The organism is Pedobacter ginsenosidimutans (assembly GCF_001442625.1).
Taxonomy (GTDB): Bacteria; Bacteroidota; Bacteroidia; order Sphingobacteriales; family Sphingobacteriaceae; genus Pedobacter; species Pedobacter ginsenosidimutans.
Window position 1 is genome coordinate 75378 of record NZ_LMZQ01000006.1, and the last position, 26389, is coordinate 101766.

Here is a 26389-nt window from a genome sequence, read left to right on the forward strand (position 1 = left end):
TTTAATTAAAGATATCATAATTTTCAGTTTTGGAGAAATGTTATGGGATAGATTTGCCGTTGCTTTCAGTCCGGGTTATTCGGCAAAAAAATCCGTATCCTGACCTGATAGGCTTCCAAAATACAATATCAAATGTCAGGTTCTTTTCTGTAAGCTTTGATTAAAACGATCGTACAGGTATTCCACTCGCTAATGAATCGGTTTATTTTTACAGGCTTCCCAACATACTCCCCAAAATGCCCGGTGACCATAGCTGATTATTGTATTCAATTATGATCAAAATCAATCCCGAAAGAAGAAATGTAACTCCAGAAAAAGCGGTAAGGATACTCAAAAGGTATGGTGAAAAAATGAGCCTTGCAGAAGCTCGAATCATGTTGGATTTCATGTATAATTTCGCTATATTATCTTTAAATCAAGTACTTAAAGATGAACGTATGAAAGAATTATGAAAAAACAGAACGTTGGGCTGCTTCGGTTCAGAGACCGGAGAACCCATAAACTTGAGCTCAAAAGAAACATTGCGGATGACAAGATCGACACCAGAAAAGTCGCTTTCCTATACGTTAGGGTAAGTACAGACGAACAGGCCGACCGTGGATTTTCTCAACGGGATCAGGATCAGCGGCTAACTGAATACTGCGAAAGAAACAATATTAAAGTCGGCAGGGTCATTTATGAGGATTATTCGGCTAAGACCTTTAAGAAAAGGCCAGAATGGTCGAAGATGCTATCTGAGCTTAGAAAGACCAAAGGACGGATCTGCGATCTGCTGCTGTTTACCAAGTGGGATCGTTTCAGTAGGAATGCTTCCAATGCTTATGAGATGATCGATATTCTGGGTACACTAAACATTATCCCCAATGCCATTGATCAATCCCTTGATCTAAAAATCCCCGAAAGCAGGATTATGCTGGCGGTGTATATCGCACAAGCTGAAGCCGATAACCTCAGACGCGGTTTGAATGTCGTAGTAGGCATGAGACGGGGCAAAATGGAAGGCAGGTGGATGGGCCGGGCACCGGCAGGTTATATCAACAGGATTGAGGATAAAATCAAGTATATCGAGCCTTTAGAGCCTGAGGCCACACACATGCGATGGGCATTTGAAACGCTTGCCACAGGTACTTTTAACATGCACCAGATCTGGCGGCTTGGAAAAGAGCGTGGTCTTAGATCACAGTCCCAGGCTTTCTTTGTTAATCTGCGCAATCCGATTTACTGCGGCCTTGTGGTTGTTCCACCGGATGAAAATAATGATATGCAGATTGTACAGGGCAAACACCAGCCGATCATTTCTGAAAAGACCTTTTGGGACGTACAGGATGTGCTCAATGGCAAAAGAAGGCCGAAAAGAGCAAGGGCAATACCACCTGAGACTTATCCCCTAAGGGGCTTTGTAACCTGTTCCATGTGTGGTAAATTGCTTACTTCAAGCGCATCGAAAGGCCGAAAGGGAATCTACTTCTATTATCACTGCAAATACCCGTGTAAGGCCAGGTATAACTGTGACTTCATCAACAGGGAGTTTTTTCAGGAATTGGAAAAATTCCAGCCGCTACCTGGCAGGGCTGAGCTTTACCGGAAGATCATTGCTGATCTGGGCGAGGATGATAAACGAGGCTTTGATGTAGAGCGCAAGCGGTTGATTTCAGAGATAGCAATCCAGAACAATATGCTTACCAAAGTTCGGGGTATGTTTTTAGCCGAAGACATCGATCAGCTGGAATATAAGATCATGAAAGGTGAATGTGATGAAAGGATTTTAAAGCTGGAAGCGGAACTAAAGGAATTTAAACATTCCGTTGCTGTAAAGCTTGATTTATCCAAAGCTGTAGATGATGCGTTGATCAGGCTGGAACGAATAACCGAATTGTACACTTTAGGCGATATAGAGCAGAAGCGGTACATAATTGGTTCGATCTTTCCGGAAAAATGGCAAATTTTAGATTTAGAAGGTCGAACCAGAATTACGAATCCCGCAGCGCGTCTAATTTACCTGATAAACAGGGATTTAGAGCATAAAAAAACCGGAAAGAATGTTTCGAAAAACTATCTTTCCGGCTCGGTACCCAGCGCCGGAGTCGAACCGGCACGGTTTCCCACAGGTGTTTGAGACCAGCGCGTCTACCAATTCCGCCAGCTGGGCATTTGCTTATTCAGCGGGATGCAAATGTATAAATTAAGCACTTAATTCGCAAATTTTATTTACTTCTTTTTATGCCTGATCTGATTTACTAAAACCTCCACCGTTTAACAGATTATCTAATAATAACTGATTCAACTGTTTAACTTCTTTTTTACTCATTTTCATATTCATTGGCAGATAAACTAAATTTTGAAGTGTTAGCTCATTTGAGGTTTTTGACGACAAGCTGGCAAAACCAATCTTAATTAAACTGGATGCTTTTGAAGTGGCATCGAATCCTTTGTCTCTTAATTTATCGATTAACAGTGATGGATTAGTCGCTATTATTGGGATTACCCAGTGTGTATGCCTTAAGTTTGCATTACCAATAATGTTTTGCGGGTCTAAATCCTGTAATAATCGGGTTGCTAGTTCCTTTCTTTTATAAATACGAGATTGATCAAAATACCTCAATTTATGCTGTAGCATACACAAATTGGCATAACATGGTCTGTATTTGATTTTCTTCATTACCTCCGCACCAGGAAAACCTCTTGAAAAACCAGTAATAAGCGCATCAAAGTCTTTACCAAATAGATTGCAAAGCCAATAAGCTATGGTAAATGGCCATCTTGCGGTAAGCATATTAATAAGGGTAGCATTAATTACTTTTTTGAAGTATCGGTCTCCTTTTTGCACCGGCAGCCTATTGTTCAATATTTTTACCGCAGCAAGTAGTTGCTTGTTCCGAATACAAAGTATCGCTCCGGTTAAAGCTGTATTCGTCTTAATTAGTCCAAAACTGAACAATACCACGTCCGATTTTAAATCACCCTTGTAAATTCCGTCATAAGCTTGTGCACAATCTTCTATTACGATCAGATTGTGCAATTTGGCTATGTTACGCAGTGATTCTGCATCCATTATGGCACCAAATAAATGGGTAATGAGCAGTAGCTTTGTTTTGGGTGTAACAGCTGCTTCTATCTGTCCGGCGGATATTCCTAGTGTATTTTTATCTACAGTCAAGGGTACAACTTTTAAATGATAGGCAGCGATGATTGCAAACATATCCGGGATGTTAATATCTGCAACCAGTATTTCGTCACCAGGTTCAAGATTTAGTGCTTCTAATATAAGATAGAAACCTGTACGAACAGAAAGACAGGGCAACTGCCCTTCGGGAAACTGGGGCTGTTCTTTTTTAAAACCGCAAGCACTACCAATACAGTATAATGCACCCTTAAAAAGTTCGGTAAAACGAATATCTAACCTACCTCTGGCGATCATTTGTTAAGTGCATATAAACACTAAGGTAAGTAATTTGTATAATGGGCAATTAGTTTATCGCTCTTTCATCTTTCAATCTGCGATCTACTACAAAGGGCATAAAAGGTAAAAGTGATGCCAAAAAGATGAGAACGGCCTTACCAAACTTCCATTTTTGTTCTTGCCAAGCTAAAACTAAGGTGGCTGCATATAACACAAATAATAATCCGTGGGCCCATCCGATATATTTTACATACAAAGGAAGATCTGCAAAATACTTTAACGGCATGGCTACAAATAGTAAAAGCAGATAGGATATGCCTTCCGCTACGGCCACTTTACGAAAAATTGAAAGAGAACTATTCATTGATCTGATTGTTTGCTCCGAAAGTAAAACAAAGCTTTTGCCTATCAAAAACTAAAAAATGATTTTACAATCGGGTGTCTTACAAAGGTCGAAAGTGGAAGGTTTAGGGCTTCCCATCTTTTAACCACAGAGGACACAAAGAAAAGGCACAAAGTACACAGCGTTGGGCGCTTGTTTTTACGCTACTATCTTCGGACCTCCTACTCCCGACTTCAAACTTCTTTCATCTATTTCGGCAAGCGTTCCCTGATCCGATCAACGTATTTCTGTCTGTAAAAATTATCCTTAATCGAACGCAGCAGTGCATCGGATGCTGTTGGGTTACCATCAAAACGACCTATCAAATCATTCAATTCGTTAGCCAGGTCTTTTTCTATAGCATCAACATCTCGTTTTACCTGCGCTAGCTTTTCGGCATCCGGTTCAAATTCCAGATCCATTAAAGCCTCATTTACATCCATCATTTCCATTAAAAAAGATTGTGGCAGTTGATAACCTTCGTCCGTTTCTACAATTCCTTTTAATTCGAGCACATATTTTAAGCGTTTTTTAGCGTTGCTTAGTGTTTGGTAAGCCTTGTTGTTCAAAGTTGACAGATCGAGTACTTCTTGTTGCTTCTCTTCGCTTTCATTGGCATAAAAATCGGGATGAAACTGCTTGCTAAATGCATAAAATTTTGTTTTAACTGCATTTTGATCTGGGTTAAACTGGATTGGTAACTCGTAAAAATCGAAATAATTTGTCGCTGGTTTCACTTCGCTCATGATGTATAAAAATTAAAAAACCGCAGATGTTCAGATTGACTCGTCAAATCTGCGCATCTGCGGCAATTATATAAATTTGCTTTTACTTACCGAAGGATTTTAGAATATCATTACCAAAAGCAAACACCATTAAACAGATCAAGATTACAAAGCCTACAATTTGCGCCTTCTCCAGCACTTTTTCGCTTACAGGCTTACGTTGTACCATCTCAATTAAAAGAAACACTACATGACCTCCATCTAAGCCGGGAATAGGCAATAAATTCATAAATGCCAGTGCCATCGAAATTAATCCTGTTAAAGTCCAGAATTTAACCCAGTCGAAAGTACTACCATACACCTTGGCAATCCCAATTGGGCTGCTGATGTTGCGTGCACTTAACTTTCCGGTAATCATTTTCCCAATACCTTTTGCGTTATCTACAAAAGTGTTCCATGCCATGGTTGCACCTACTGGTAACGATTCTATAAAGCCAAAATCTACATGTGCAGTTTCAGGCATTTTTAAATTAGGGATAATTCCAATCGTTCCATCTTTGCTTACTTTAAGATCGAAATTTACTTCTTTGCCTTTGCGTAGGGCATTAATGGTAATTGGTTTTAATTTGTTTTTAGAAACCTCTTCTTTAAACTGATCGAAGAAAGTAATCTGTTTTCCATTAACCGATAAAATACTATCACCCGGTTTAATCCCTGCAGCATAAGCTGGATATACTGGTTTCTCGAACTTTCTGCCAAACAGTTTATCAAAAAAAGATGGTTTATCTGCTTTTTCATCAGGTGTACTTACCTTTTCTACACTTTCCATCTTATATCTGGGCGAGATAAAATTCTCTTTATCGTTTTTCGATATTTTATTTAAAATGATATCCGGAACAGAAATGTAAAGTGTTTTATTCTCCCTTAAAATGGTCAACTGGGCTCCATCAAACAATACTTTGCTCGATATAGCATCTTCAAAACGGATTAACTTGTTGCCGTTGATGGCCAAAATCTTATCTCCGTTTTTTAAACCGATTTCTTTCCCAATTGCGCCTACAGAAATACCATCGTTCAGTTTGCTGTTAACGGTATAATTTTGCCCCACATTGAAGGTCAACATCCAAAAGATAAAAATACCAACAATTACGTTTACGATAATACCACCAAGCATCACGATTAAACGTTGCCAGGCTGGCTTAGAGCGGAATTCCCATGGTTGTGCAGGTTGAGCCATTTGCTCGGTATCCATACTCTCATCAATCATTCCGGCAATTTTTACATAACCGCCAAGTGGCAACCATCCCACTCCATATTCAACATCACCTCTTTTGAAACTAAAAAGCTTGAAACCCCAGGCATCAAAAAATAAATAAAACTTTTCTACTTTAATACCAAATGCCCTGGCTGCCAGGAAATGCCCTAATTCGTGTAATATTACCAATAAAGACAATCCGAGCAGCAGCTGCCCCGCCATAATCAATCCATTCATATTTTCTTATAAAATTTTTATGTTAGATGTTAAACTATACTTTTTGTTACTAATTCGTCGGCTAAGATACGGCTATGTTTGTCAGTTTCTAAATAATCACTCAATTGTGGTTTTTCAACAAAACTGATTTCTTCCATACACTGTTCAATAACCTCGCTCATCTGCAGAAAACCGATTTTATCCTTCAAAAATGCAGCTACAACAATTTCATTCGCGGCATTCAAAATACAAGGCATATTCCCGCCTTTTCGTAAAGTAGTGAATGCCAGGTCTAAATTCCTGAATGTTTCCATGTCGGCTTTTTGAAAGCTAAAGTTTGGATAATCTAGGAAGTTAAAACGTTTAAAATTGTTTTTTAGCCTATCGGGATAATTTAAAGCGTACTGAATAGGTAGTTTCATATCCGGAACACCCATTTGTGCCTTCATAGATCCATCGGTAAACTGAACAATTGAATGGATGATAGATTGAGGGTGAACAATTACATCAATCTGATCTACATCAAGATTAAACAGCCACTTTGCCTCAATTACCTCCAAACCTTTATTCATTAAAGATGCAGAATCGATCGTGATTTTTGCGCCCATCACCCAGTTGGGATGTTTTAAAGCCTGCTCCTTTTTTACTGTGGATAAGAAACCTCTTGTTTTGCCTAAGAATGGGCCACCGGAAGCTGTTAAATAAATCTTTTCGATTTCATTCTGCTCCTCGCCTACCAAACATTGAAATATTGCTGAATGCTCTGAATCAACCGGTAAAATTTTAACATGGTGTCCTGTTGCCAGTTGTGTAATCAGTTCGCCGGCTACCACCAGCGTTTCTTTGTTGGCCAAAGCAATATTTTTCCCAGCCTTAATCGCAGCAATTGTAGGTTTTAATCCTACCGAGCCCATTAATGCCGTTAATACCACATCACTATCGTCGTAGGCCGCAACTTCCGACAACGCGGCTTCGCCTGCCAAAACTTTAATATTTAGCGCAGACAAAGCGGTTTTAACTTCGCCGTACTTGCTTTCATCACAGATTACAACAATGGCTGGCTTAAATTCCATCGCCTGTTGAATAAGTAATGCCGAATTCTTTAGTGCAGATAATACAGCTACTTTAAATGTATCGGGATGATCCCTTACCACTTCTAGTGCTTGTGTACCGATACTTCCTGTAGAACCTAATATGGTTATTCTTTTCAAATCGTTTTTAATATCGTAACGCTTACGGTTAAATTAAGCATTTTATCTAATTATTTTGTTATCCACTTACCTCTAATCTTCCCCACTATACTTCGTCATTGCGAAGCTGGACTTGCGCGGGCTGAAGCAATCTAATTTGTTTAAAGATTGTCTATCTCTCAATGCTGTGGTTCGTGTCTCTACGAACTACTTTTCCTCATTTCGTTTCGTGAGGACACGAACCGAGGAAGATTAGTTAAACAATATACCTCTCCAACCCATCCGCTAACTTTCTATCATTGCTTAAACGCGGTACTTTATTCTGTCCACCTAACTTTCCTTCACTTTTCATGTAGTTTACAAAAGCATCTTTTTGCAAAGTACGTATAATCAATGGCTGAAGGATGTTTCCTTCAATCAGGTCAAAGTAATAAATATTTTTCTTTTGCAAAGCCTCATCAACCTTTTTGCTAAAAGTAGCCATATCTTTTGGTGCAGATGAAAATTCTACAAACCACTCGTGGTAAGGTAATTGACCAGTTTCAGGGTTAACCTGAGGCGCAACTGTAAATTCTGTAATTTCTACCTGTTCCTCATTGGCCACGCTTAAAATTGCCTGTTCTACCTCTTCTCCTATTACATGTTCGCCAAAGGCAGATATAAAATGTTTAATCCTTCCGGTTACAACGATTTTATAAGGATTTTTAGAAACAAACTTCACGGTATCACCAATGCTGTAACCCCATAAACCTGCATTGGTATTTAAAATTAACGCATAGTTGGTATCTAGCTCAACTTCACCAAGCGATAGCCGTGTTGGGTTATCGTTGTAATATTCATCGGCAGGAACAAATTCGTAAAAAATCCCCGCATCGGCCAGCAACAATAGTCCTTTATCCTTTTGCGAATCCTGATAAGCAATAAACCCCTCCGAAGCCGGATAAGTTTCTATAGCATCAATTTTCTTCCCGATGCTTTGTTCAATTTTTGCCCGATAAGGCTCAAAATTTACACCACCATAAATAAACAGGCTAAAATTCCTGAATATTTCAGCTATTTTCTTTCCTCCCGATTGCTCTGAGAGTTTATCGAAATACATTTGTACCCAAGGTGGAATACCCGAAATCAAAGTCATGTTTTCATTGATGGTCTCCTCAACAATGGCATCAACTTTTTGTTCCCAGTCTTCGATAATATTGGTTTCGTAAGAAGGCAATCGGTTCTTTTGCAGATAGGCTGGCACATGGTGGGCCACAATGCCTGATAAACGCCCAACATTGATTCCGTGTTTTACACTTAAAACCGGACTCCCTTGCAAAAAGATCATCTTTCCGTTTACAAAATCGGCCTTTCCCGTTTCATTAATATAAGTTAAAATGGCATTACGGGCGGCTTTTATATGCTCAGGCATCGATTCTTTCGATAGTGGAATATATTTTACCCCCGAAGTGGTGCCTGATGTTTTGGCGAAATAGAGTGGTTTACCTTTCCAGAGTACATCGGCTTCGCCCGCTACTACACGATCTACATAGGGCTTTAACCCTTCGTAATCCTGAACGGGAACATGTTTTTTAAAATCAGCATAGGTTTTAATCTCAGCAAAATGATGATCTTTTCCAAATGCAGTATTTTTAGCCTCGTCAATCAGCTTTTTCAGGATATTATGCTGAGCATTTACGGCATTATTTTTCCATTTGTTGATCTGCCAAACTGCAAATGCTGCAAAGGGTTTACTTAATGCTGCTTTAAGCCCCCAACCCCCTGAAGGGGACTTTTCCTTTCTGCCGTTCTTTTCTTTTTCCATAAATTTAAATCTGATTTTTAACTCCCCTTTAGGGGCTGGGGGTTAAACGATATTATGTAAAATATCCGGGTGTTCGTCGCCTTTATACTCACTCGAAATTTTACGGTATGCAACCGTTAAGGCTACACTAGAAAGTGGAACGATGATAAATGAACTTAAAATATTTACAATGAAAGCCACCAACGGCCATTGCAGGTAGTTTAGTAAGAGATAAATTAAATAACCTCCACCTAAAACCACCAATAGCAATAAAATCTTAGTGAAATTTCCTTTAGTGGTAGCCAAACTCAATTTAATCGAATCGAAAGGCGTTGCACCTTTATCGATAATAAAAAACGGGAAGAATGAAATCCTTAACCAGGTAATGAAAATAGCAATGATGCCTACGGATATTGCTACATTTTTTACAATTGAGACATTAATCCCTGTATAAATAAAAGGAAAGGCAATCAAAATTACAACCAGATAAACACCAAGGATACAGCCCACAAAATAAAGGGTAGCTACCAGGAACCTGATAATCTGTTGCCTGGTGGGAAGCGTATCTACAATTTTCACATCGTTCTCTTCATCGTCCATTAAATGGAAAATGTATTTAAACAGCGAAAGATTGATGGTAAAATAGAGCAAAACGAAAATAATCACCATGATTACACTCAAGGCCTTACTTACATCCTTAATAAAGAAGGCCATTAAGCTCGATGCACTTGCTGTGATAAACATCAAAAAACATAATGTAGCAATCGAGAAATAGTGTTTCTTGGTAATGCTCCACGCCTTTTGGATTACATCATTAACGGCGAACGTACTTTCTTTTAGATAATTTATCATTGTTGTTTGAATACCACACGTTTAAATAAATCCTGTATAAATCCTAAGCCATAAGCTGTTAATTGGATAAATGAGGATATAATGCTCAAAAATGCAACTTTTAACGATTTATTTACAGACCATGAATGAAAAAATATCAACATAAAGTAAATCAATAAGAAGAAGTTACAAACATATGCCAATGGAGGATATATAAAGTTACATAAAATAGTGAACCCAAAACCCAATGTAAACAGCGCTGGAAAAAAATGTACAAGTTTTAATTCTTTTGGAAAATGTTTGTAAATATTGATTCTTGCTCTCCCGAAAAAGTGTAATTGTTTGTAAAACTGGCTAAAGCTTGTCCGCCGTTTATGGTAAACCTTTGCATCTGGAATCAATCCGATTTTGAAACCGTTTTCATGAATCCGGATACTATATTCGATATCTTCTCCCAATCTGGTTAAGATAAAACCTCCAACTTTCTCCCAGGCCTGACGGGAAACACCCATGTTAAAACTGCGTGGGTGAAACTGCCCAACATGTTGCTTGTTTCCACGGATTCCGCCAGTAGTGAAAGGCGATGTCATGGCATAACTAATTGCTTTTTGCACAGGTGTAAAACTATCATGCGCCGCATCAGGACCACCATAAGCATCTAAATGATGTTCGTACAAATAGTTTTTAACTGTTTCGAGGTAATTTGCAGGAATTAAACAATCTGAATCGAAAATAACAAAGTAATCGCCTGTAGCCCTTTCGAAACCAAAATTACGGGCAAAACCCTGCCCAGCGTTTTCTTTGAAGTAATATTTAATATCCAGTCTATCTGCATAAGAAGCAACAATTGCTTTTGCATCGTTTTTCGAACCATCTTCAATAACCAAAACCTCAAACTGTAAATAGGTTTGTTTGGTTAGGGTATTTAATAGTTCGTCAATTTCTTGAGGACGATTATAAAGTGGAATGATGATGGAGAAAAACATTTTTTGAGGTTGAGGGTTGAGGGTTTAGAGGTTGAGGGCTTAGGCGGATAACCTTCCGCCTTCTAACCTTCTACCTTAATTCCTTTTCTATCAAATATTGGTTTCTTTCTGGTGCGTTACGCGATAAGAGTTCGGCAATGAAACCTGCCAGGAACATCTGCGAACCAACAACAATGGCAACCAGCGATAAATAAAACAATGGTTGATCGGTTACGTCACGGTAAGCTAAACCTTTCCATATTAAAACTTGTTTTTCTATGAGTACATAAAGCGACATTACGATTCCTAAAAAGAAGCTTAAAACCCCTAACGAACCAAAAAAGTGCATTGGCCGTTTGCCGAATTTACCCACAAAGAAAATGGAAAGTAAATCTAAAAAGCCGTTTATAAACCTGCTGAAACCAAATTTTGTTGTTCCATATTTACGGGCACGGTGTTCTACCACTTGCTCGGCTATTTTATTAAATCCTGCCCATTTGGCAATTACTGGTATGTAGCGGTGCATTTCACCGTAAACTTCGATGGTTTTGATCACATCGCTACGGTAAGCTTTTAAGCCACAGTTAAAATCGTTCAGTTCTATGCCGCTCATTTTGCGGGTAGCCGCGTTGAACAATTTAGTTGGGATAGTTTTAGTAATCGGATCGTAACGTTTCTTCTTCCAGCCTGAAATAATATCGAGTTTTTCTTCTTTAATACGGCGGTATAATTCAGGGATTTCATCCGGACTATCCTGCAGATCGGCATCCATTGTAATGACCACATCGCCCTGAGTAGCTTCGAAACCAACATTTAAGGCAGCAGATTTACCATAGTTCCTTCTAAACTTAATACCTTTTATAGCAAGATTTTGAAGTCTTAATTCTTCAATCACCTCCCACGATCTATCGGTACTACCATCATCAACCAAAATAATTTCATAGCTGAAATTATTGTCGATCATCACTTTGTCAATCCAAGCCGTTAACTCTGGCAAAGATTCATCTTCATTAAATAAGGGTACTACAACTGATATATCCATTTTTGAGTATTATCGTCATTGCGAGAAGGAACGACGAAGCAATCTATTATAAGATTGCCACACCTCTACGCATTTCCCACGCTTCGTTCGCAATGACGCATTATTAAAAACGTGCAAATTTCATCAAATTAAATGATAAAACCTGCACGTTCAAAATTTTATAAAAGAAATTAAGATTCTTTCGGGAACGAGTCTAGTACAACTGGTTGTTTTTTCTTTAAGATAGCTGAAAGGATTAACGAAAGAACGCCATACAATGCAAGTGAAACGCCAAAGCTTGTAAAGATGTTTTTAAAAGTAGGCTCAAGCTTCTCTTGCATATTACCTGCTTTAGCCATTGCTTCATCAATCTGCTCACTAGCCATTCCGAATTTTTCCATCATCGCCCGCTGTGCATCTTCAATTGCCGCCGCAGCTTTTTGTGGAAGATCTGGATCAATAAATTTCATCAGCACTACATTATAAAGCGTTGCTGTTAAGGCCAAAATAAGGGAAACAATTAAAAAAGCTTTAAAGGCTTCTCCAAATGTCCAAAACCCGCCAATTTCTTTGCGGATGTTTATTCCCACCACTACCAATAGCGCGATGAATAAGACAAAGATACCTATCTGAGCAGCAAAACTGGTGTAAATTAATACTGGATCTATAAAATGCAAGGTTAACGATAGAATTATCGAAACCGCAGCGAGCATTAATCCATTTTTAAGAGCTAATTTGGAAATAAGAGCACTTTTGTCCATAATTTTAAATTTTAGTTTAATTATTAATTGTTGTAATTAATATATAAGTAGCAGAATCGAATGATTTGTTACTACTATACTGAATTATTTCTTTAGTTGTTTCTGCACTTCCCTCTACATCAAGGAAAAAGGCCATAAAAGGTACAAATAATTCTTGCATTTCTTCACTGATATTTAAATTTGCAGCGGTTTTACAAATCTCTTCTACACTGCTTTCTGCCAACTGCTGGTTGCTGATCAGTTCTTCATAAATTTCGAATTCATCCTGAAACTCATCATCTTCTACTAACAAAAATTCTTTTAAGAAATCGCCCAATTCAGGATCTAAATCTTCATCCTTACACTCTTTAATGTAAAGCAGAAGGTTTAATAATTCGGTTCCTCTGTCTATGGTTTCTTCTTCGATATTCGCCCACTCCTCACTTTCCAAATAATCGTCTTCCAATTTCTGTACGTCACTGCTAAAGAAATTCACCATTAATAAATCGAAAAATACTTCGCGTAATTCTTCAAATTTCGGGTGAGAATCGAAAACGGCATCGAAAGCAGTAGCTTTATCTAAAAAGTTAACGTCAAGCTCAAAAGCAGCTAATAACTCTGTTTCAAAACCGTCTACATTGATAGCCGAAACCTCAGCATACTTGTTAATGGCTGCACTTAGTGCTTTTTTTACTCTGTTATCCATGATTAAGATTTTTAGGATTTTAGGATAATAAGATTGTATGACCTGAACAACAAAATGTAATTTCTTGCTTTAGTCTTTAAGTTCTTATAACCTGTTAATTTATCAATATTTTTTTTGAACTAATATCTTTTGAGATATGGTTAAGAACCTTATGCCCTCAACCTTCTAACCTTCAACCTTAATTCTCCCAGTACTGACTATTATTATAAACCAAAGTTACCTTCCCGGTAAGTTCGGCACCCAATAATGGGCTATTTGCTGATTTTGAATAATTGCTTGTGGCATTATACAGCCATTTTTCTGTCGTGTTAAAAACAGTAAAGTTAGCTTCAGTACCTTCTTCTATTACCGGAATAGCTAAATTTAATAATTTACGTGGATTAACGGCCAATTTCTCTGCAATTAAAGCGATATCCAATCCAGCCTTTAATAACAACGGCAGTACGGTTTGTAAAGCGATGATGCCGTAGTGTGCAATTTCGAACTCAACATTTTTAAATTCGATTTCTTCCGGACGGTGCTGAGAAGTAATGGCATCAATGGTTCCGTCTTTTAAACCAGCAATTAGTGCCTTTACATCCGCTTTTCCGCGCAGTGGTGGCTTAACCTTATAGTTGCTATCAAAATCGCTTAAAAGTTCTTCTGTAAATACCAGGTGATGTGCCGTTACATCGCAAGAAACCTGAACGCCATCTTTCTTGGCCTTACGGATCAGCGCCACAGCACCTGCAGTTGAAATATTGCTGATGTGAATTTTGGTTTCATTATAAGATGCCAGGAAAATATCGCGGGCAATATGCATTTCTTCGGCCAATGCTGGTAAACCTTTCATGCCCAAAAGCACAGAGTTTTTGCTCTCATTGATCTGCGATTTGCCAGCTATGGATTTATTTTCGGGATAAACCATCAAAAGTGCATCGAAACCTTTGGCATACTGTAATGCACGGCTCATAAAACCATCATCCTGCAAGGCCCTATCCCCATCAGAAAAAGCTACTGCACCCGCCTGTTGCATATCGAAAAGTTCGGCAAGCTCTTTTGCCTCACGATTCTGGCTTATCGCTCCCACTGGTAAAACATTAACCAGATTATTTTTGGCCTTATTGATAATGTATTCTACCTGAGATTTTGACTGCACAACCGGACTGGTTTGCGGCAATAAAGCCAAGCCTGTAAAACCGCCAGCTTTTGCGGTTGCGGTTAATGTTTGAATATCTTCCTTGGTTTCGAAACCCGGATCGCCAGCTACGCAGTTTAGATCGAAAAAACCTGGCGTTAAGAAAGCACCCTGAGCATCAAAAACGGTTTCGTTTTTATCGGCAGTTAATTTACCTATGTTTTTAATTTTGCCATTTTCTACCCGAACATCGCATTGTTGATTATTGAATTTACTTTGCGGATCGGCAACGGTTACATTTTTAACCAGGAGATTCATATTGTTTTTTTTGTGTTGTTAAAAAATCGGATGAGCAAAATTTCTGCTGCAATAAAAATCAGCGACAAAATTAGACAAAGTTTCCATAAAGTCTGCCCGATTTTATTGGCGCCAGCAATTAATTTAACGGCATCTTTATCGGTATCGAATATTTTCAGATTGCCTTTGTCAGCCAACTGATCGAGTTCTGTTTTATCCAAATAATGCATATCAGATTCTGTTCTGCCATTGTTGAAACTATAAACAGCTAGTAACGAATCTGCAAGTTTCAGGTTATAAAAGCCTGCATTTTTTATCTGATCGGCAATGTAAATTAGTGTTTTCCCATCTGTCTGACGGATTTCAGGAATCGCTTCGAAACCATCCGCAGTAATTTTTAAGCTTTGGTTTTTACCCAATGTAATCTTTTTACCCGCCAGTACATTATCATTACCGAGGTTGTAGTATAATGGTGTTTCATTCCCTCCACTCAATGCCAAACGATAAATTAGTGGTACAAAAACCGGGTGGCGTGATAAATTACCGTCACTTGTATTTAATCCAGATGCTGATAAATACACCAGCCCGTTACCTACGCCATACTTAGAGAAAAACGGTTTTCTGCCAGGCAATAACATGATATCTTCTTTATTGGAGCTATTTTTCTCTACAAAAGAATAATAACGGGAAACTGCTGGAAGATCAAGATTTTTGGGAATTTCCTCAAACACAGTCTTGAAAATGGGGTTTTGCAGATCAATCTGATCAACTTTGCTTGGTGTGGTACTTAAACCTTGAATGGCAGGAAGCGACAATCCACTTAAAAATGAGTTATAAGTTTGAATATTGGCATCTAAATCAGGAAAAAGCACCACCGTACCACCTGCATTCAGATAGGTTTTTAACTGTTGAGCCAAACCTGACGACGGATTCTTTAATCCATTCAGCACAATCAGACCATAACTGGCAAAATTGCTATAATTCACATTGCTTTCGGCATTCTCAGTGAGTTTATAATATCGATCGGCAGCAAATAGTGCCTTAATATAACTGCCTGCATTGGCTCCGTTAATACTCAGAACTGGAAAACTTTCGTCTACCTTAAAACTGAATGACAATGTATCATCAAAGGTCACTGGAAAATCTTTAATGCTGATTAGACCTTTTTGCCATCCTGCGTTCAACCCAGAGAAATTCAGGGTATCTTTAACCGTTTTACCTGCGGGGATGGTTACAGCACCCAATCCTTTTTGTTGGTTATTGATGCTGAGCTTTAAAGGGATATTTTTTGCTTCTTCTTCGGAGTAATTTTTCAATTGTACAACCAAACGCTCATTTGCTCCCGGCTGATGATTTGGCGAAAGTGCCCAAACGCTATCTACAGCCACATTGGGTAGGGTATTGGCGTTCAGTTTCAAAAATGAATACTGAATATCCGCTTTTGTATCAAGTTTATTGGTGGTGGAGATATTTTTCTGAAAATCGGAGATCAGAAAGCTATACTTATTTGCAGAACCCGTTAAAACATTGCCCTGTCGGTTTAGTATCTGTTGGAGATTACGGTTTGCTGCAGAGATTTTAACATCATCCAATGCTTTTAAAAACGCTTCCTCGTTTAACAATCGTTGGTATTTTCCTTCAAAATTATTGGTCAGGAGTTGAAAACGATCGTTCATTCCAAAACCTTTAACCAGTTCTTTTGCCCTCCGCTTGGCTTCATCGAGCAGGTTGCCATCTTTATTAATGGCTTCCATACTGTAAGAATTATCGATATAAATGCTTACTACATTACTAACAGCAGTTGTTTTTTGATTGTGCGCTGGAATGTAAGGCTGAGCAAATGCCAGCACCAAAAAGATAATCGCCAAAATCCGCGACAACAGTATGAGCAGGTTTTTAAGTTTTTCTTTGGAAGAATTCTGTTGTTCTACTTCTTTTAAAAGCTGAACATTAGAGAAATAAACCTTTTTAAATTTCCTGAAATTGAATAAATGAATGATAATCGGGATGGCAACCGATATTAGTGCAAAAAGAAAGCCCGGATAAAGGAAATTCATTAAAAACCAAAGATAGAAAAATTATGGAAAGTGGCGAATTACTATTGTAATAAAGTCGTTTTAATAACTAAAGCCCGGAAATTCGATATTTACAATTTTCCAGCCACCGTTGTACAATGCGAAATACAGTTTAAAGGGGCCGCTTACAATTTTCGATTGTTTTTGAACAACATCTCTATAGCCCGCAACGCCTTCAACAAAGCCCATACCTTTATCATCATTCAAAAGTTCGAAATTAACATCAATAATATCGTATCTGCCACCAACGTATTCATCAGAACGGCCGAAAATACCTTTCAACCGACCAATAATAACATCCTTACCAATAACTTTATTACCTGGGAGAATAAAAAAATCATTCAGTTCGTCGGTAACGGCCTTCGACTGTTTAAACCATGCGTTTATAAATCTAATGGCACTATTTACGATATCAGCCTGATGGTTAAATGTGGGGTTGTTCTGCATTGTATCTTTCAAAAAATTAATCGACCAGCAAAAAGCAGTCGATTAAAAACTTGGCGAAGTTAACTATTCTTTAGCCTTTCTCTAATTTCGGCGAGAGAATAATCGATCAATAACTTTCCATCTCTGAAAACTTCTTTCAATTCGCCCTGTGCTTCTTCTTCCCAGCTGCATTGATCTTTCAGTTCGTATTCTCCTTCTTCATTTTTAAAAATCTTCAATAAACCTTTTGCTGATTTCTTGGTACCATCATCGGTAATCGGATCTTTAAATATCTCGCGACCGATGCCGTCTACTTCTCCATAAGTGGCTTTCATCGCAAAACCAAAAGTATCGCGTGTATTATATTGATAGGTAAATGAACCGATGCCAAAAACAACATTGGTAGAGGCAAAACCTTTAGCTTTTAATCGCTCGCAGATCTGCGTAGCTCTTTCTGTAGTAATGCTATCGCCATAAATGGCACCGATTTGCGGAACGAGTTCTTTAAATCCCTTGTCGTTGGTTTTTCCACCGAAAACGTCCCAAAGCAGCTCGATCACACCTTTTTTCTCATTTTCGTTTTCACCATTTGGATTTCCGCAGATAATATCAACCGGATCTCCCGAATCTGGCCTAATTACTACTTTACCCGGACGCGCAATAATATCGTCTTTTAAAACAGGTAGATATTCCGTTAATACTTTCCATAAATCCCAGGTATCAGAAACGATAGATACAATTCCTTTCGGGTAAACTTCTAAAATCAAACGTTTAAAGGTTTCAAGTTCTCCGGTATTGGTCCCCATACACATTACAGAGTGTTCTGTAGCAGCTACTGACCCACCGATTAACTCCTTATCTGAATCTGCATTGTAATACTCTTCTAAAAAATCAATAGCTGGAATGGTATCTGTTCCTGTAAAACTCAATAAATGCCCGGCTGCCGAAGTTACCGCAGCCTCTATTCCACCCATGCCCCGCATAGAGAAATCGTGCCCCTGCCAATCTACAAATTCTGGAACTGAAGAGGTTTCTGCGGCATACTGATCCAAAATGGCGCGATATTGTTTAGCTATGGTAGCAGAATTGCATGGCAACCACACCACCGCTGATAGTAAGGTTTCGAAATAATTGGTCAGCCAGAAAAATTCAGACTTTGTATTATACATGGTAAACATGGGTACACGCAAAGGCACTTCAGCACCTTCTGGTAATGATTTAAAAACCATTGGAATATAACCCAGATCGTGTAAGTCAGCTATATGTTGTATACCTACCAAATTTTCTCCCAGGTAATTATTGATCCTGCGTGCATATTTCTTTAAAATTTCTTCTTTTGGCTGTTTAAAGAAATTCTGGTTAAAATCTTCAATGATGTATTTTTTAATAAAATACTGCAAGCCAAAAAGCACCACATGATCTACATTTTCGAGCCTGCTTTTTCTTGGCGTCCAGTTAGAATAAACCAATGTGGTATTTTCTGGGTACTGTCTACGGTGGTCAACTTTATAACCGTCTGTTAATAATAATGGATTCATAGTGTCTATCTTTTAAAAATCGTAAACTATTGTATTAATATCTTTCTTTGAAATCGTTTCTATAATAATTGACTCAATTATTTCCCATTTCCCTCCTGCTAATCCACATCCTATTCTTGGCATGTGCACGGAAGCATTAATATCTCTTGCAAAATCTGCAACCTTTTTTAAGCCACCTTCAACGGCATCATACCTTATTGGAGCATTACCATTTTCATCTTTAATTATTTTATGTTGGCCAATTAAATTAGCTATCCATAAATCTTGTTCAACTCGTACGAACTGAACCTCACCAAGATTGAAATTATCTTTCGATTGATACCAGGTTCTATATTTGCTTTCGGGAGCTTTCCATTTTTTCGAAATAGCCAATACAAATCCCTTTCCCCATCCACCTATGTCATTACATATGTGAACAATTATCTTATTTCCCTCACCGGAGGGATTGGTTGCATCACCTTTTTTATATTCAATCTCTTTCATGTTTTAATTTCTTCCTTTTTCGTTTGGATACAGGCTTTGTAAAGTATCACTTTGCCAAAAATCTTTTGTTTCGATATCCAAACAGGTTAATTTTCCGGTAAATGCAGCTCCGGTATCAATATTCCAAACATTACAACCCTGCATGGGCACGTACATATTATAATAGAGCGTTGGGGTATGGCCGATGTAGATTTCATGATAGAGCAATAAACGTTTAGGATAAAGTACCGAATCTTTTTTGATCCTTTGATCCATAGTCAGGGCCATTTCCCAAAGCGTTCTATCCCACGAATAATTGGAAGAATAACGTTCTTTTTCAGGACCGTGCATAGAAGAAAAACCAGCGTGAATAAAGAGGTTGTTATGCTCATCAACATAGTAATCTTTCAAACGTTCAAAGAAATTTAGATGTTTCTGCTTCACTGGATCAGGCATGTTTTTATAACTTTCAATGGTTGATTTCCCTCCATGAACAAACCAAACATCATCTATAATACCTTTGTCTAACCAATCGATACACCAGGCATCGTGATTTCCTTTGATAAAAATGCACTGCTGATTTTCTTCCAGTTGCATCAGGTAATTGATCACCTGTGCCGATTCACTCCATCCATCCACATAATCGCCGAGGAAAATCAGTTTGTCATCTTTTGTTACTTCTGCACGCTCGAATAACTGAACTAAACCTTTTAATCCTCCGTGTATATCACCTATTACTAATGTTCTGCCCATGTTAAAACGTTATATATTCAGCGGGCACAACATCTGTAAGCCACACATTGTTAGCTGATAAATAAAATTTATAGCCTGCCCTGTGCATCTCGCCGCTATTAATGGTAAGTATAACCGCTTTCCCCCTCCTGCCACCTACTTTATTGGCGGTTTCCTTATCGGCACTTAAATGCACATGCCGTCTGCTCATTTTCTGCAGCCCCTGCGATTTAATATCCGACAGGAACTTTTCAACTGTACCATGATACAGGTATACTAATGGTTCGGCTTGATTTAAGTTTAATTCAACAGCAATGGAATGTCCTTGGCTTGCCCTTATTTTAGTTTTATTATCATTGAAGGCAAATCTCTTTTTGTCGTTATTTTCAACAATATAGTCAAGCTGTTCAAAATCTATTCTTCTGTCGTAAAGGTCAAATTTGGCAATTAACTCATTTACATCTGCCCAACCGTTTTCGTCAAGTTCTAAACCTATGGTTTCTGGTGAATGTCTCAAAATATAACTAAGTAGTTTACTTATGCCTTTTGTTATTTTATTCTCCATCACTTAAATGTTATTACTTTAATTTCTCTAGGTAGAGTTGATAATTCTCATCGTCGAAACACACGAAGATTAGCTTTTCTATCTTTTCTTTTTCAGCAAAATTATTTACCGTGGCAATGGCAATATCTGCTGCTTTATCTTTAGGGAAATGATAAATCCCTGTGCTGATGTTGGGGAATGCTATAATCTTAACATCATTTTTAACTGCTAAGACTAAACTGTTACGGTAACAATCTGCAAGCAAAGCATTTTTTTCTTCACTATCGCCGTTCCACACAGGTCCAACGGTATGGATGACATATTTTGCCGGCAAATTGCCTGCCGTGGTAATTACCGCATTTCCGGTTTTGCAATTCCCTTGTTTATCTCTGATGGCTACGCAAGCTTCTAAAATGGCTTTACCACCTTTTCTATGAATGGCACCATCTACCCCTCCACCACCAAGCAATGAACTGTTTGCCGCATTAACGATTGCATCAGCCCTAATTTCTGTTATATCGGCTTTGATTAGTTCTAAAATCATTTTATCTGATTCGTTACTTAATGATTGGTCTTAACATCAAAGATTGGGTATCTCATCTCTAACTTCCATCAATGCAAACCCTAATAGGTTTAAACCTTTCCAATTTCCTGGAATGAAAGCATTCGAACTATCTTCAGCCAAACCGATCCCCCAAATTGCATCAACCGGACTGGCCTCGGCCAGGACTTTATCTCTAGTTTGCAAAAGGAAAAACTTCAAATCTTCATTTTGAGAAAACTTAAGTAGATTTCCTTGTTTTACAATTTTATATTTATGGGCATCCCACTTTGCAGCATCAAAGTTTCTGATCTGTCGCCCCAGATCTTTTACATCTTTGGGAGATTTTTTCGTTAATATTTTTTCAAAAACCTGTTGATCATTAAATAATAAAGCCTTTTTTGCCATCATGTAATGTTCAGCTGTTTGATAGATGATGTCATTTTCAACAAATGGAGATGGCCACCATTGGCTTAAACAAGCTTTAGAAAGCGTTCCATTTTTCGGACCTTGATGTCCCCAAAAAAATAGAAATTCAGTACTTTCTTTTATATCTACAACATTGTATTTCTGCTTTTTCATAACCACCATATTCATTTTTTCACAGAGTTCTTCGATTTCATTTTTTTTAATAATTGTATTAAGCCATTTTTCAGGAATAGATTCAAAACCATAAATCAAACCTGCCAAACCGCCCGTAATTGCCCCAGTTGTATCAGTATCGTCGCCAAGATTAACTGCTTTTAGAACGGCATCCTGATAAGTTCCGGTATTGAGGATACACCATAAGCTAGCTTCGAGACTGTGCAACACATAACCAGAAGAATAAATCTCTTTTTCTGGAACTGTTGAGACATCATTTATCAAAACCCTTTTAAACAGATCAATTTCCTTTTGCTCAAAATCATTATCAGCGATAAAATTTTTGAGTTTAAACTGCATTTTAAAATACGCTTCACTTTTATCCTTTTCCTTTAAAAGCTCCAAACCATAAACGACATAGATAAAGCAAGCAAAAACCGACCGAAAGTGCGCATGGGTAATGGATGAAACTTCTTTTACCAGCTGAAAAATATGCTGCAAGTCGTTTTTATCTTGAAGATAAAATAATAGAGGTAGAATTCTCATCAAAGATCCATTTCCATTATCCATTTCTGATGCTCCACCACATAAAACCGGATCAGCACCATGTTTTATCATTTTGATGGCTTCAGCCGTTGCTATACCGATGTCGAAAACTTTTCCATGAGGGGTCCAAATCTCGGCATTAAACCATTGAAGGAATTTCTGCGAGATATCATTTAAATCGTAACCGTTGCAAAGACTTTCAGCCAAACAAAGGCTTAGCGAGCTATCATCACTCCAAGTACCCATGGGCTGATCATGAACACCATAGGCCTGCATATCCTTTACTGGAAATCTTTTAAAAAAATCCCTTTTCTTAAATTCTACGGGCACTCCCAATGCATCACCAACCACCAGGCCGAATATTGAGCTATGGATAACTGTGGTTCTCATATTTTTTGAGTTTATTTAATATTTGCCAACTTTTTAAGCTTAGTCATTACTGCAGTAACAAGTTCATCAAATGTTTTGTACTGGTCGATTCCTTTCCTTTGACAAATTATATCGATATTCCCTTTTCTCCAAAATCCCTCTTCACAACAAACCATTAATTTACCAGAATCGGCAAATAAACCCAATTCCATCATTGAAATGGGTGATTTAGAATTACCCTCAATGAACAATAAAATCACATCAGCACTTTCCATGGCATCTAACTCCCAGTTCACTTGCTCGCTGAATTGTGCATTTTCGATTGTCTGCGCCCAGCTATGGTCCCAAGATGCCCTTCGTGGATTGAAAACGATTACATTACCCAAGGCTTCTTCAGTATTTGCCTTATCGATAAATTTTTGTTGCCAATCAATCGAATTGCCCATATCAATGGTTCCAGCAAGAAATACCGAAACATCGGATGGTGTAATAACCTGTGGAGGAAGTATCGTTTTCATTTTTATTTTATAAAAAATCTATCAATTTTATCTGTGTTACCCCTTCATGATCAACTTCTTTGATGGAATCTGTTGTAAAAATCTGTTCGAAATATTTACCTAATTCATCAAAACCTTTGCTAAATATGCCATGACTAATCGCTAAATAAAGTTTCCCCGCATTTTTAGTCTTTAGCGCTTCTGCCAAGCCAATAAATGTACCACCACCATCACAGATATCATCCACAATTAAACAATCAGCACCAGCTAAATCTTCTGCATATACTTTAAATCCTGAAAGTTTTCCTGTTTTTACATCCCGGCTTTTTGAACACTCTACCACTTCTGTACCACCTAAAAACTCAGATACTTTATAAATTTTCTTTAATGCGCCACCATCAGGGGATATGAGTTTTACTTCTGCTCCTATTTTTGCAATCACCTGCCTTATAAAATCGTGATTGGAAACCGTTATACAATTATTGAGCAAGGCTGGTGTTACTTCACTATGCGGATCGAAAACGGTAACACTTGCCAAAGCCATGGCATTAATGATATCGGCATAAACTTTCACCGATAAAGGCTCTCCAGAAATCATCACCCGATCTTGCCTTGCAGCCGGAAAGTATGGTATAAAAAGTTCGATTTCTTTTACACCCATTCTTCTCAAGGCATCAACCGTAATACAGATCATACCTAAATCATTGAAGGAATTTATTCTTTGCGTAATGGTAACAGGAGTAGCAACATCAAAATTGTTCGAAATTTTAATGTGTGGTTCGCCACCCGCAAATAAGAAAGACTTGTATTCGATTAAGTTATTTTCGCCTAGCGGAGTAAAACTTGGATTAAGATTCAACATATATTTGCGTATTATTTACACAAATATAAAAATCATTTTTAGAATACAAAAAATATTTTGTGTTTATTTTACGCAAACCTAATATCAAATTGGAAATTTTCCTTCAAAAGCTGGTTATATTTTGTCTTATCGAAGGTAAAAAGTTTGCCCGGCCTGCCACTAGCACCCATTTTAACCACTTTATCTGTTTCTGTAACAATTCCAAAACTTAGAATTTTTTTCCTGAAATTACGCCGGTCTATATCTCTTTCTAAAATGGAGCAGTACAGATTTTCAAGATCGGAAAAGAGAAATTCGTGATCCAACAGATCAAAACCGATCGGTTGGTAAGTAAGTTTACTTTTTAAGCGCTGATGTGCGAGATTAACCATTTCATTGTGATCGTAGCCCAATTCCGGAATTTGAGTAACAGGAAACCATTTCGCGTCTTTGGCATCGGTATCGGCTTTTAATACAAAATTTTTAGGATTAACGAGGGCAAAATAAGCTACAGAAATTACCCTGAAGCGTTCGTCGCGATTGATATCATCACCAAAAGTACCCAGCTGCTCAAGATAATTTACCGTTATACCTGCCTCTTCTTTAAGTTCGCGCTCAACTGCCATAAGCAAAGGCTCATCATTTAAAATAAATCCACCTGGCAAAACCCATCTATCGGCCAGTTTACCAAATCGCTGCTGAACTGCCAATACATAAAGTGTTCCTTTTTCGTAGCCAAAAACAATGGCATCAACAGCAATTTTAATATTTTGATCGATCATCCTTTAATTTGTGTTAAAACAACACAAAGTTAATTGTTTTAACCAAGAAGATCGAAACTGTTGATTAAATTCTACCTGAACTTCTTCATTGCAGTCCAAAGTTTTTCGTCCATACCGTAAACATCAGGTCTGTATTCGATCTTATCATTTTGCGACCAGGCCGTAATATAGGTGATAATTAACGGAACAGATTTTTTTGGCCCGAACCAGGCTGGTTTTAACTGAAAGGCTTTAGTGGTATCTGCTTTTTGAGCCATGCGTTTTTTGTACCATTTTACATGCGTACTGTCTATCGGTGGTAAATCTACTTCTGCTCTTAATTTGTCGTAAGTGTAAGAGTCTTTAACTAAAAGTTCGGCAAACTGAAGAGGTTTTTCGATACGCACACAACCATGACTAATGGCTCTATTGGTTAAGTTGAATCCGTTCTTGTTATTGGTATCGTGAAGATAAATACTCGAGCTATTATCGAAGATGAATTTGAACTTTCCTAATGCATTTCCACCGCCAGATCCCTGCTTAAATTTAAAGGGTAATTTATCCCTTGAATATTTACTCCAATTAATAGTATCGGGCTCACCAATCAGCTTATCTTTATAGTAAACTTTGATGTTACTATTTGATAAATAATATGGATCTTTTCTGGCCATCCAATAGATCTCACTTTGCGCAATACTTACCGGAATATTCCAGATCGGATTGGCCTGAATGGAATTGATTCTACTGAACAATAACGGCGTCTCATGGTTCTTCGGTTTATCATCCAGATTGCCAGATTTTGCAAAGGCTTTTAACTTCTCTTCATAACCGTTTTCACGTTTCCCACCAACACAAACTTTCATCGTAATTACAGTATCAGATTTATCAAACCAGGTTAACTTAAAATCAGGAATATTTACCTGCACATAATTGGTTCCTGTCTCTGGCATTTTCCAACGGAAGCGCTCCATATTTAACAGTAAAATTCGCTTTTCATCGTAAGCATCTGTATTTAAATATGCATCCTGCAAAGCTTTATATTGAGCCGATTTTGGCTGAACAGACCTTAATGTATCAACTAGACTTTTACTATTTAAAAGATTGATCATCCCCAAGCTATCAGGCCGTTTAACTTTAATGTAGTAACGCGAAAAAATAGTACGTGGATTTACCACCCCATATTTAAGGTAATTATTGTAGTTCAAATAAGCGTTAGCCGATAGTAATTCTAGTTTCGCTATAACCGGATAACTTTCTTCTACCTTTTTAAACTTGTTTGCCGTTAATTCATCTAATAAGTTTTTAATCTCATCTCCTTTAAAAATCTTCGGATTGAAGCCATGAACCTTACTTTCGTTTAAATAGTTTACCAGCGAGTCTAATTCCCCATTAATATAAAACTGCGTAACTAATTTAGGCTCAGCAGAATGATTTAAATAAAAAGCTTTTATAGTTTTAGGATTAACGAACTTGCCCGAAAGACTGTCCATTGTTTTCACAAAAATGCTATCATAAGCTACAGTATCGAAATCTTTATAGATTTTGTTCTTGAAATGTTCAGACAGCACTTTCCCGATCTCAGGTGGGCTTTTAAACCATCCACAGGCAGAAATGAACAAAATAAAGGGCAGAATTAGAAAGCGAAACTTTTTCAAAAGAGTAAAATTTTAATACAAAATAAGGGTTATTGGCAATAAAAACAGCTTAATGGCAAATTAAGTGCCATTATTTTTTGTTTTCCCATTTCAAACACTATATTTGCCAGCGCTTATCAGCTAAAGCATTGATACTGGCAGAAATAATTTATGAATTTAACTTTGAACCATCACTTACATTTACACCATCGC

The 26389-nt window shown here is 37.8% G+C and carries 26 protein-coding genes and 1 tRNA gene; 2 read left to right on the forward strand and 25 right to left on the reverse strand.

Going from position 1 to position 26389, the window contains the following annotated elements; translation table 11 throughout:
• Positions 1–272: 272 nt before the first annotated feature.
• Together ASU31_RS10695 and ASU31_RS28105 are read left to right on the forward strand one after the other, a co-directional pair.
• Positions 273–452: a hypothetical protein gene (locus ASU31_RS10695; RefSeq protein WP_057932320.1), complete on the forward strand. Its 180-nt coding sequence runs from the start codon at positions 273–275 to the stop codon at positions 450–452.
• Positions 449–2116: a recombinase family protein gene (locus tag ASU31_RS28105; protein WP_083505346.1), complete on the forward strand. Its 1668-nt coding sequence runs from the start codon at positions 449–451 to the stop codon at positions 2114–2116. The genes ASU31_RS10695 and ASU31_RS28105 overlap by 4 nt, the downstream gene beginning before the upstream one ends.
• Here the strand turns inward: ASU31_RS28105 and ASU31_RS10700 are convergent.
• From ASU31_RS10700 to ASU31_RS10820, 25 genes are all read right to left on the reverse strand, one after another.
• A tRNA-Leu gene (locus ASU31_RS10700) sits at positions 2070–2149 on the reverse strand. The genes ASU31_RS28105 and ASU31_RS10700 overlap by 47 nt on opposite strands.
• Positions 2150–2218: 69 nt before the next feature.
• Positions 2219–3418: an aminotransferase class V-fold PLP-dependent enzyme gene (locus tag ASU31_RS10705; protein WP_057932321.1), complete on the reverse strand. Its 1200-nt coding sequence runs from the start codon at positions 3416–3418 to the stop codon at positions 2219–2221.
• Between the two features lie 49 nt (positions 3419–3467).
• Positions 3468–3764, reverse strand: a complete 297-nt coding sequence (locus ASU31_RS10710) for a DUF3817 domain-containing protein (protein ID WP_057932322.1) — start codon at positions 3762–3764, stop codon at positions 3468–3470.
• 227 nt (positions 3765–3991) lie between these two features.
• The gene (hscB, locus tag ASU31_RS10715; RefSeq protein WP_057932323.1) at positions 3992–4528 is read right to left on the reverse strand and encodes a Fe-S protein assembly co-chaperone HscB; all 537 of its coding nucleotides are present in this window, start codon (positions 4526–4528) and stop codon (positions 3992–3994) included.
• A gap of 82 nt (positions 4529–4610) precedes the next feature.
• Complete coding sequence (locus tag ASU31_RS10720) at positions 4611–5999, reverse strand: site-2 protease family protein (protein WP_057932324.1); 1389 nt, start codon at positions 5997–5999, stop codon at positions 4611–4613.
• 29 nt (positions 6000–6028) lie between these two features.
• Positions 6029–7189: a 1-deoxy-D-xylulose-5-phosphate reductoisomerase gene (locus ASU31_RS10725; RefSeq protein WP_083505334.1), complete on the reverse strand. Its 1161-nt coding sequence runs from the start codon at positions 7187–7189 to the stop codon at positions 6029–6031.
• 235 nt (positions 7190–7424) lie between these two features.
• Positions 7425–8972, reverse strand: a complete 1548-nt coding sequence (locus ASU31_RS10730; RefSeq protein WP_057932326.1) for a GH3 auxin-responsive promoter family protein — start codon at positions 8970–8972, stop codon at positions 7425–7427.
• A gap of 42 nt (positions 8973–9014) precedes the next feature.
• Entirely contained in the window at positions 9015–9803 is a 789-nt protein-coding gene (locus ASU31_RS10735) for a hypothetical protein (RefSeq protein ID WP_057932327.1), read from the reverse strand.
• Positions 9800–10768 (reverse strand): glycosyltransferase family 2 protein, encoded by a 969-nt coding sequence (locus ASU31_RS10740; protein WP_057932328.1) that lies wholly within the window; start codon positions 10766–10768, stop codon positions 9800–9802. The genes ASU31_RS10735 and ASU31_RS10740 overlap by 4 nt, the downstream gene beginning before the upstream one ends.
• A gap of 70 nt (positions 10769–10838) precedes the next feature.
• Positions 10839–11789 carry a glycosyltransferase family 2 protein gene (locus ASU31_RS10745; RefSeq protein ID WP_057932329.1) on the reverse strand — a complete coding sequence of 317 codons (951 nt, stop codon included), beginning with the start codon at positions 11787–11789 and terminating at the stop codon, positions 10839–10841.
• Between the two features lie 170 nt (positions 11790–11959).
• Positions 11960–12529: a DUF4199 domain-containing protein gene (locus tag ASU31_RS10750; protein WP_057932330.1), complete on the reverse strand. Its 570-nt coding sequence runs from the start codon at positions 12527–12529 to the stop codon at positions 11960–11962.
• 16 nt (positions 12530–12545) lie between these two features.
• Positions 12546–13214: a hypothetical protein gene (locus tag ASU31_RS10755; protein ID WP_057932331.1), complete on the reverse strand. Its 669-nt coding sequence runs from the start codon at positions 13212–13214 to the stop codon at positions 12546–12548.
• 178 nt (positions 13215–13392) lie between these two features.
• Entirely contained in the window at positions 13393–14649 is a 1257-nt protein-coding gene (locus tag ASU31_RS10760) for a dihydroorotase (protein ID WP_057932332.1), read from the reverse strand.
• Complete coding sequence (locus ASU31_RS10765) at positions 14646–16685, reverse strand: BatA domain-containing protein (RefSeq protein WP_057932333.1); 2040 nt, start codon at positions 16683–16685, stop codon at positions 14646–14648. The genes ASU31_RS10760 and ASU31_RS10765 overlap by 4 nt, the downstream gene beginning before the upstream one ends.
• 60 nt (positions 16686–16745) lie before the next feature.
• Positions 16746–17150, reverse strand: a complete 405-nt coding sequence (locus tag ASU31_RS10770) for a hypothetical protein (RefSeq protein WP_057932334.1) — start codon at positions 17148–17150, stop codon at positions 16746–16748.
• Between the two features lie 59 nt (positions 17151–17209).
• Positions 17210–18667 (reverse strand): nicotinate phosphoribosyltransferase, encoded by a 1458-nt coding sequence (locus tag ASU31_RS10775; protein WP_057932335.1) that lies wholly within the window; start codon positions 18665–18667, stop codon positions 17210–17212.
• Positions 18668–18679: 12 nt separating this feature from the next.
• Positions 18680–19150: a macro domain-containing protein gene (locus ASU31_RS10780; protein WP_057932336.1), complete on the reverse strand. Its 471-nt coding sequence runs from the start codon at positions 19148–19150 to the stop codon at positions 18680–18682.
• A 3-nt stretch (positions 19151–19153) separates the two neighbouring features.
• Complete coding sequence (locus ASU31_RS10785; RefSeq protein WP_057932337.1) at positions 19154–19882, reverse strand: metallophosphoesterase family protein; 729 nt, start codon at positions 19880–19882, stop codon at positions 19154–19156.
• A gap of 1 nt (position 19883) precedes the next feature.
• Positions 19884–20426: an RNA 2'-phosphotransferase gene (locus ASU31_RS10790; protein WP_057932338.1), complete on the reverse strand. Its 543-nt coding sequence runs from the start codon at positions 20424–20426 to the stop codon at positions 19884–19886.
• 13 nt (positions 20427–20439) lie between these two features.
• The gene (locus ASU31_RS10795; RefSeq protein ID WP_057932339.1) at positions 20440–20949 is read right to left on the reverse strand and encodes an O-acetyl-ADP-ribose deacetylase; all 510 of its coding nucleotides are present in this window, start codon (positions 20947–20949) and stop codon (positions 20440–20442) included.
• A gap of 36 nt (positions 20950–20985) precedes the next feature.
• Positions 20986–22464 (reverse strand): riboflavin biosynthesis intermediates N-glycosidase, encoded by a 1479-nt coding sequence (locus ASU31_RS27935; protein ID WP_083505335.1) that lies wholly within the window; start codon positions 22462–22464, stop codon positions 20986–20988.
• An 11-nt stretch (positions 22465–22475) separates the two neighbouring features.
• Positions 22476–22961, reverse strand: coding sequence for a nucleoside 2-deoxyribosyltransferase domain-containing protein (locus ASU31_RS10805; RefSeq protein WP_057932340.1), 486 nt, complete (start codon positions 22959–22961; stop codon positions 22476–22478).
• 7 nt (positions 22962–22968) lie between these two features.
• The gene (gene prs, locus ASU31_RS10810; RefSeq protein WP_057932341.1) at positions 22969–23802 is read right to left on the reverse strand and encodes a ribose-phosphate diphosphokinase; all 834 of its coding nucleotides are present in this window, start codon (positions 23800–23802) and stop codon (positions 22969–22971) included.
• Between the two features lie 68 nt (positions 23803–23870).
• Positions 23871–24563, reverse strand: a complete 693-nt coding sequence (locus tag ASU31_RS10815; protein WP_209434984.1) for an NUDIX hydrolase — start codon at positions 24561–24563, stop codon at positions 23871–23873.
• Between the two features lie 71 nt (positions 24564–24634).
• Entirely contained in the window at positions 24635–26197 is a 1563-nt protein-coding gene (locus tag ASU31_RS10820) for a L,D-transpeptidase family protein (protein WP_057932342.1), read from the reverse strand.
• Positions 26198–26389 lie beyond the last annotated feature (192 nt).

Bases quoted from the DNA above. Each gene is read 5' to 3' on its own strand.
- ASU31_RS10695 (WP_057932320.1), top strand. From the start codon at position 273: ATGATCAAAATCAATCCCGAAAGAAGAAATGTAACTCCAGAAAAAGCG.
- ASU31_RS28105 (WP_083505346.1), top strand. From the start codon at position 449: ATGAAAAAACAGAACGTTGGGCTGCTTCGGTTCAGAGACCGGAGAACC.
- ASU31_RS10705 (WP_057932321.1), bottom strand. From the start codon at position 3,418: ATGATCGCCAGAGGTAGGTTAGATATTCGTTTTACCGAACTTTTTAAG.
- ASU31_RS10710 (WP_057932322.1), bottom strand. From the start codon at position 3,764: ATGAATAGTTCTCTTTCAATTTTTCGTAAAGTGGCCGTAGCGGAAGGC.
- hscB (WP_057932323.1), bottom strand. From the start codon at position 4,528: ATGAGCGAAGTGAAACCAGCGACAAATTATTTCGATTTTTACGAGTTA.
- ASU31_RS10720 (WP_057932324.1), bottom strand. From the start codon at position 5,999: ATGAATGGATTGATTATGGCGGGGCAGCTGCTGCTCGGATTGTCTTTA.
- ASU31_RS10730 (WP_057932326.1), bottom strand. From the start codon at position 8,972: ATGGAAAAAGAAAAGAACGGCAGAAAGGAAAAGTCCCCTTCAGGGGGT.
- ASU31_RS10735 (WP_057932327.1), bottom strand. From the start codon at position 9,803: ATGATAAATTATCTAAAAGAAAGTACGTTCGCCGTTAATGATGTAATC.
- ASU31_RS10740 (WP_057932328.1), bottom strand. From the start codon at position 10,768: ATGTTTTTCTCCATCATCATTCCACTTTATAATCGTCCTCAAGAAATT.
- ASU31_RS10745 (WP_057932329.1), bottom strand. From the start codon at position 11,789: ATGGATATATCAGTTGTAGTACCCTTATTTAATGAAGATGAATCTTTG.
- ASU31_RS10750 (WP_057932330.1), bottom strand. From the start codon at position 12,529: ATGGACAAAAGTGCTCTTATTTCCAAATTAGCTCTTAAAAATGGATTA.
- ASU31_RS10755 (WP_057932331.1), bottom strand. From the start codon at position 13,214: ATGGATAACAGAGTAAAAAAAGCACTAAGTGCAGCCATTAACAAGTAT.
- ASU31_RS10760 (WP_057932332.1), bottom strand. From the start codon at position 14,649: ATGAATCTCCTGGTTAAAAATGTAACCGTTGCCGATCCGCAAAGTAAA.
- ASU31_RS10765 (WP_057932333.1), bottom strand. From the start codon at position 16,685: ATGAATTTCCTTTATCCGGGCTTTCTTTTTGCACTAATATCGGTTGCC.
- ASU31_RS10770 (WP_057932334.1), bottom strand. From the start codon at position 17,150: ATGCAGAACAACCCCACATTTAACCATCAGGCTGATATCGTAAATAGT.
- ASU31_RS10775 (WP_057932335.1), bottom strand. From the start codon at position 18,667: ATGAATCCATTATTATTAACAGACGGTTATAAAGTTGACCACCGTAGA.
- ASU31_RS10780 (WP_057932336.1), bottom strand. From the start codon at position 19,150: ATGAAAGAGATTGAATATAAAAAAGGTGATGCAACCAATCCCTCCGGT.
- ASU31_RS10785 (WP_057932337.1), bottom strand. From the start codon at position 19,882: ATGGGCAGAACATTAGTAATAGGTGATATACACGGAGGATTAAAAGGT.
- ASU31_RS10790 (WP_057932338.1), bottom strand. From the start codon at position 20,426: ATGGAGAATAAAATAACAAAAGGCATAAGTAAACTACTTAGTTATATT.
- ASU31_RS10795 (WP_057932339.1), bottom strand. From the start codon at position 20,949: ATGATTTTAGAACTAATCAAAGCCGATATAACAGAAATTAGGGCTGAT.
- ASU31_RS27935 (WP_083505335.1), bottom strand. From the start codon at position 22,464: ATGAGAACCACAGTTATCCATAGCTCAATATTCGGCCTGGTGGTTGGT.
- ASU31_RS10805 (WP_057932340.1), bottom strand. From the start codon at position 22,961: ATGAAAACGATACTTCCTCCACAGGTTATTACACCATCCGATGTTTCG.
- prs (WP_057932341.1), bottom strand. From the start codon at position 23,802: ATGTTGAATCTTAATCCAAGTTTTACTCCGCTAGGCGAAAATAACTTA.
- ASU31_RS10815 (WP_209434984.1), bottom strand. From the start codon at position 24,563: ATGATCGATCAAAATATTAAAATTGCTGTTGATGCCATTGTTTTTGGC.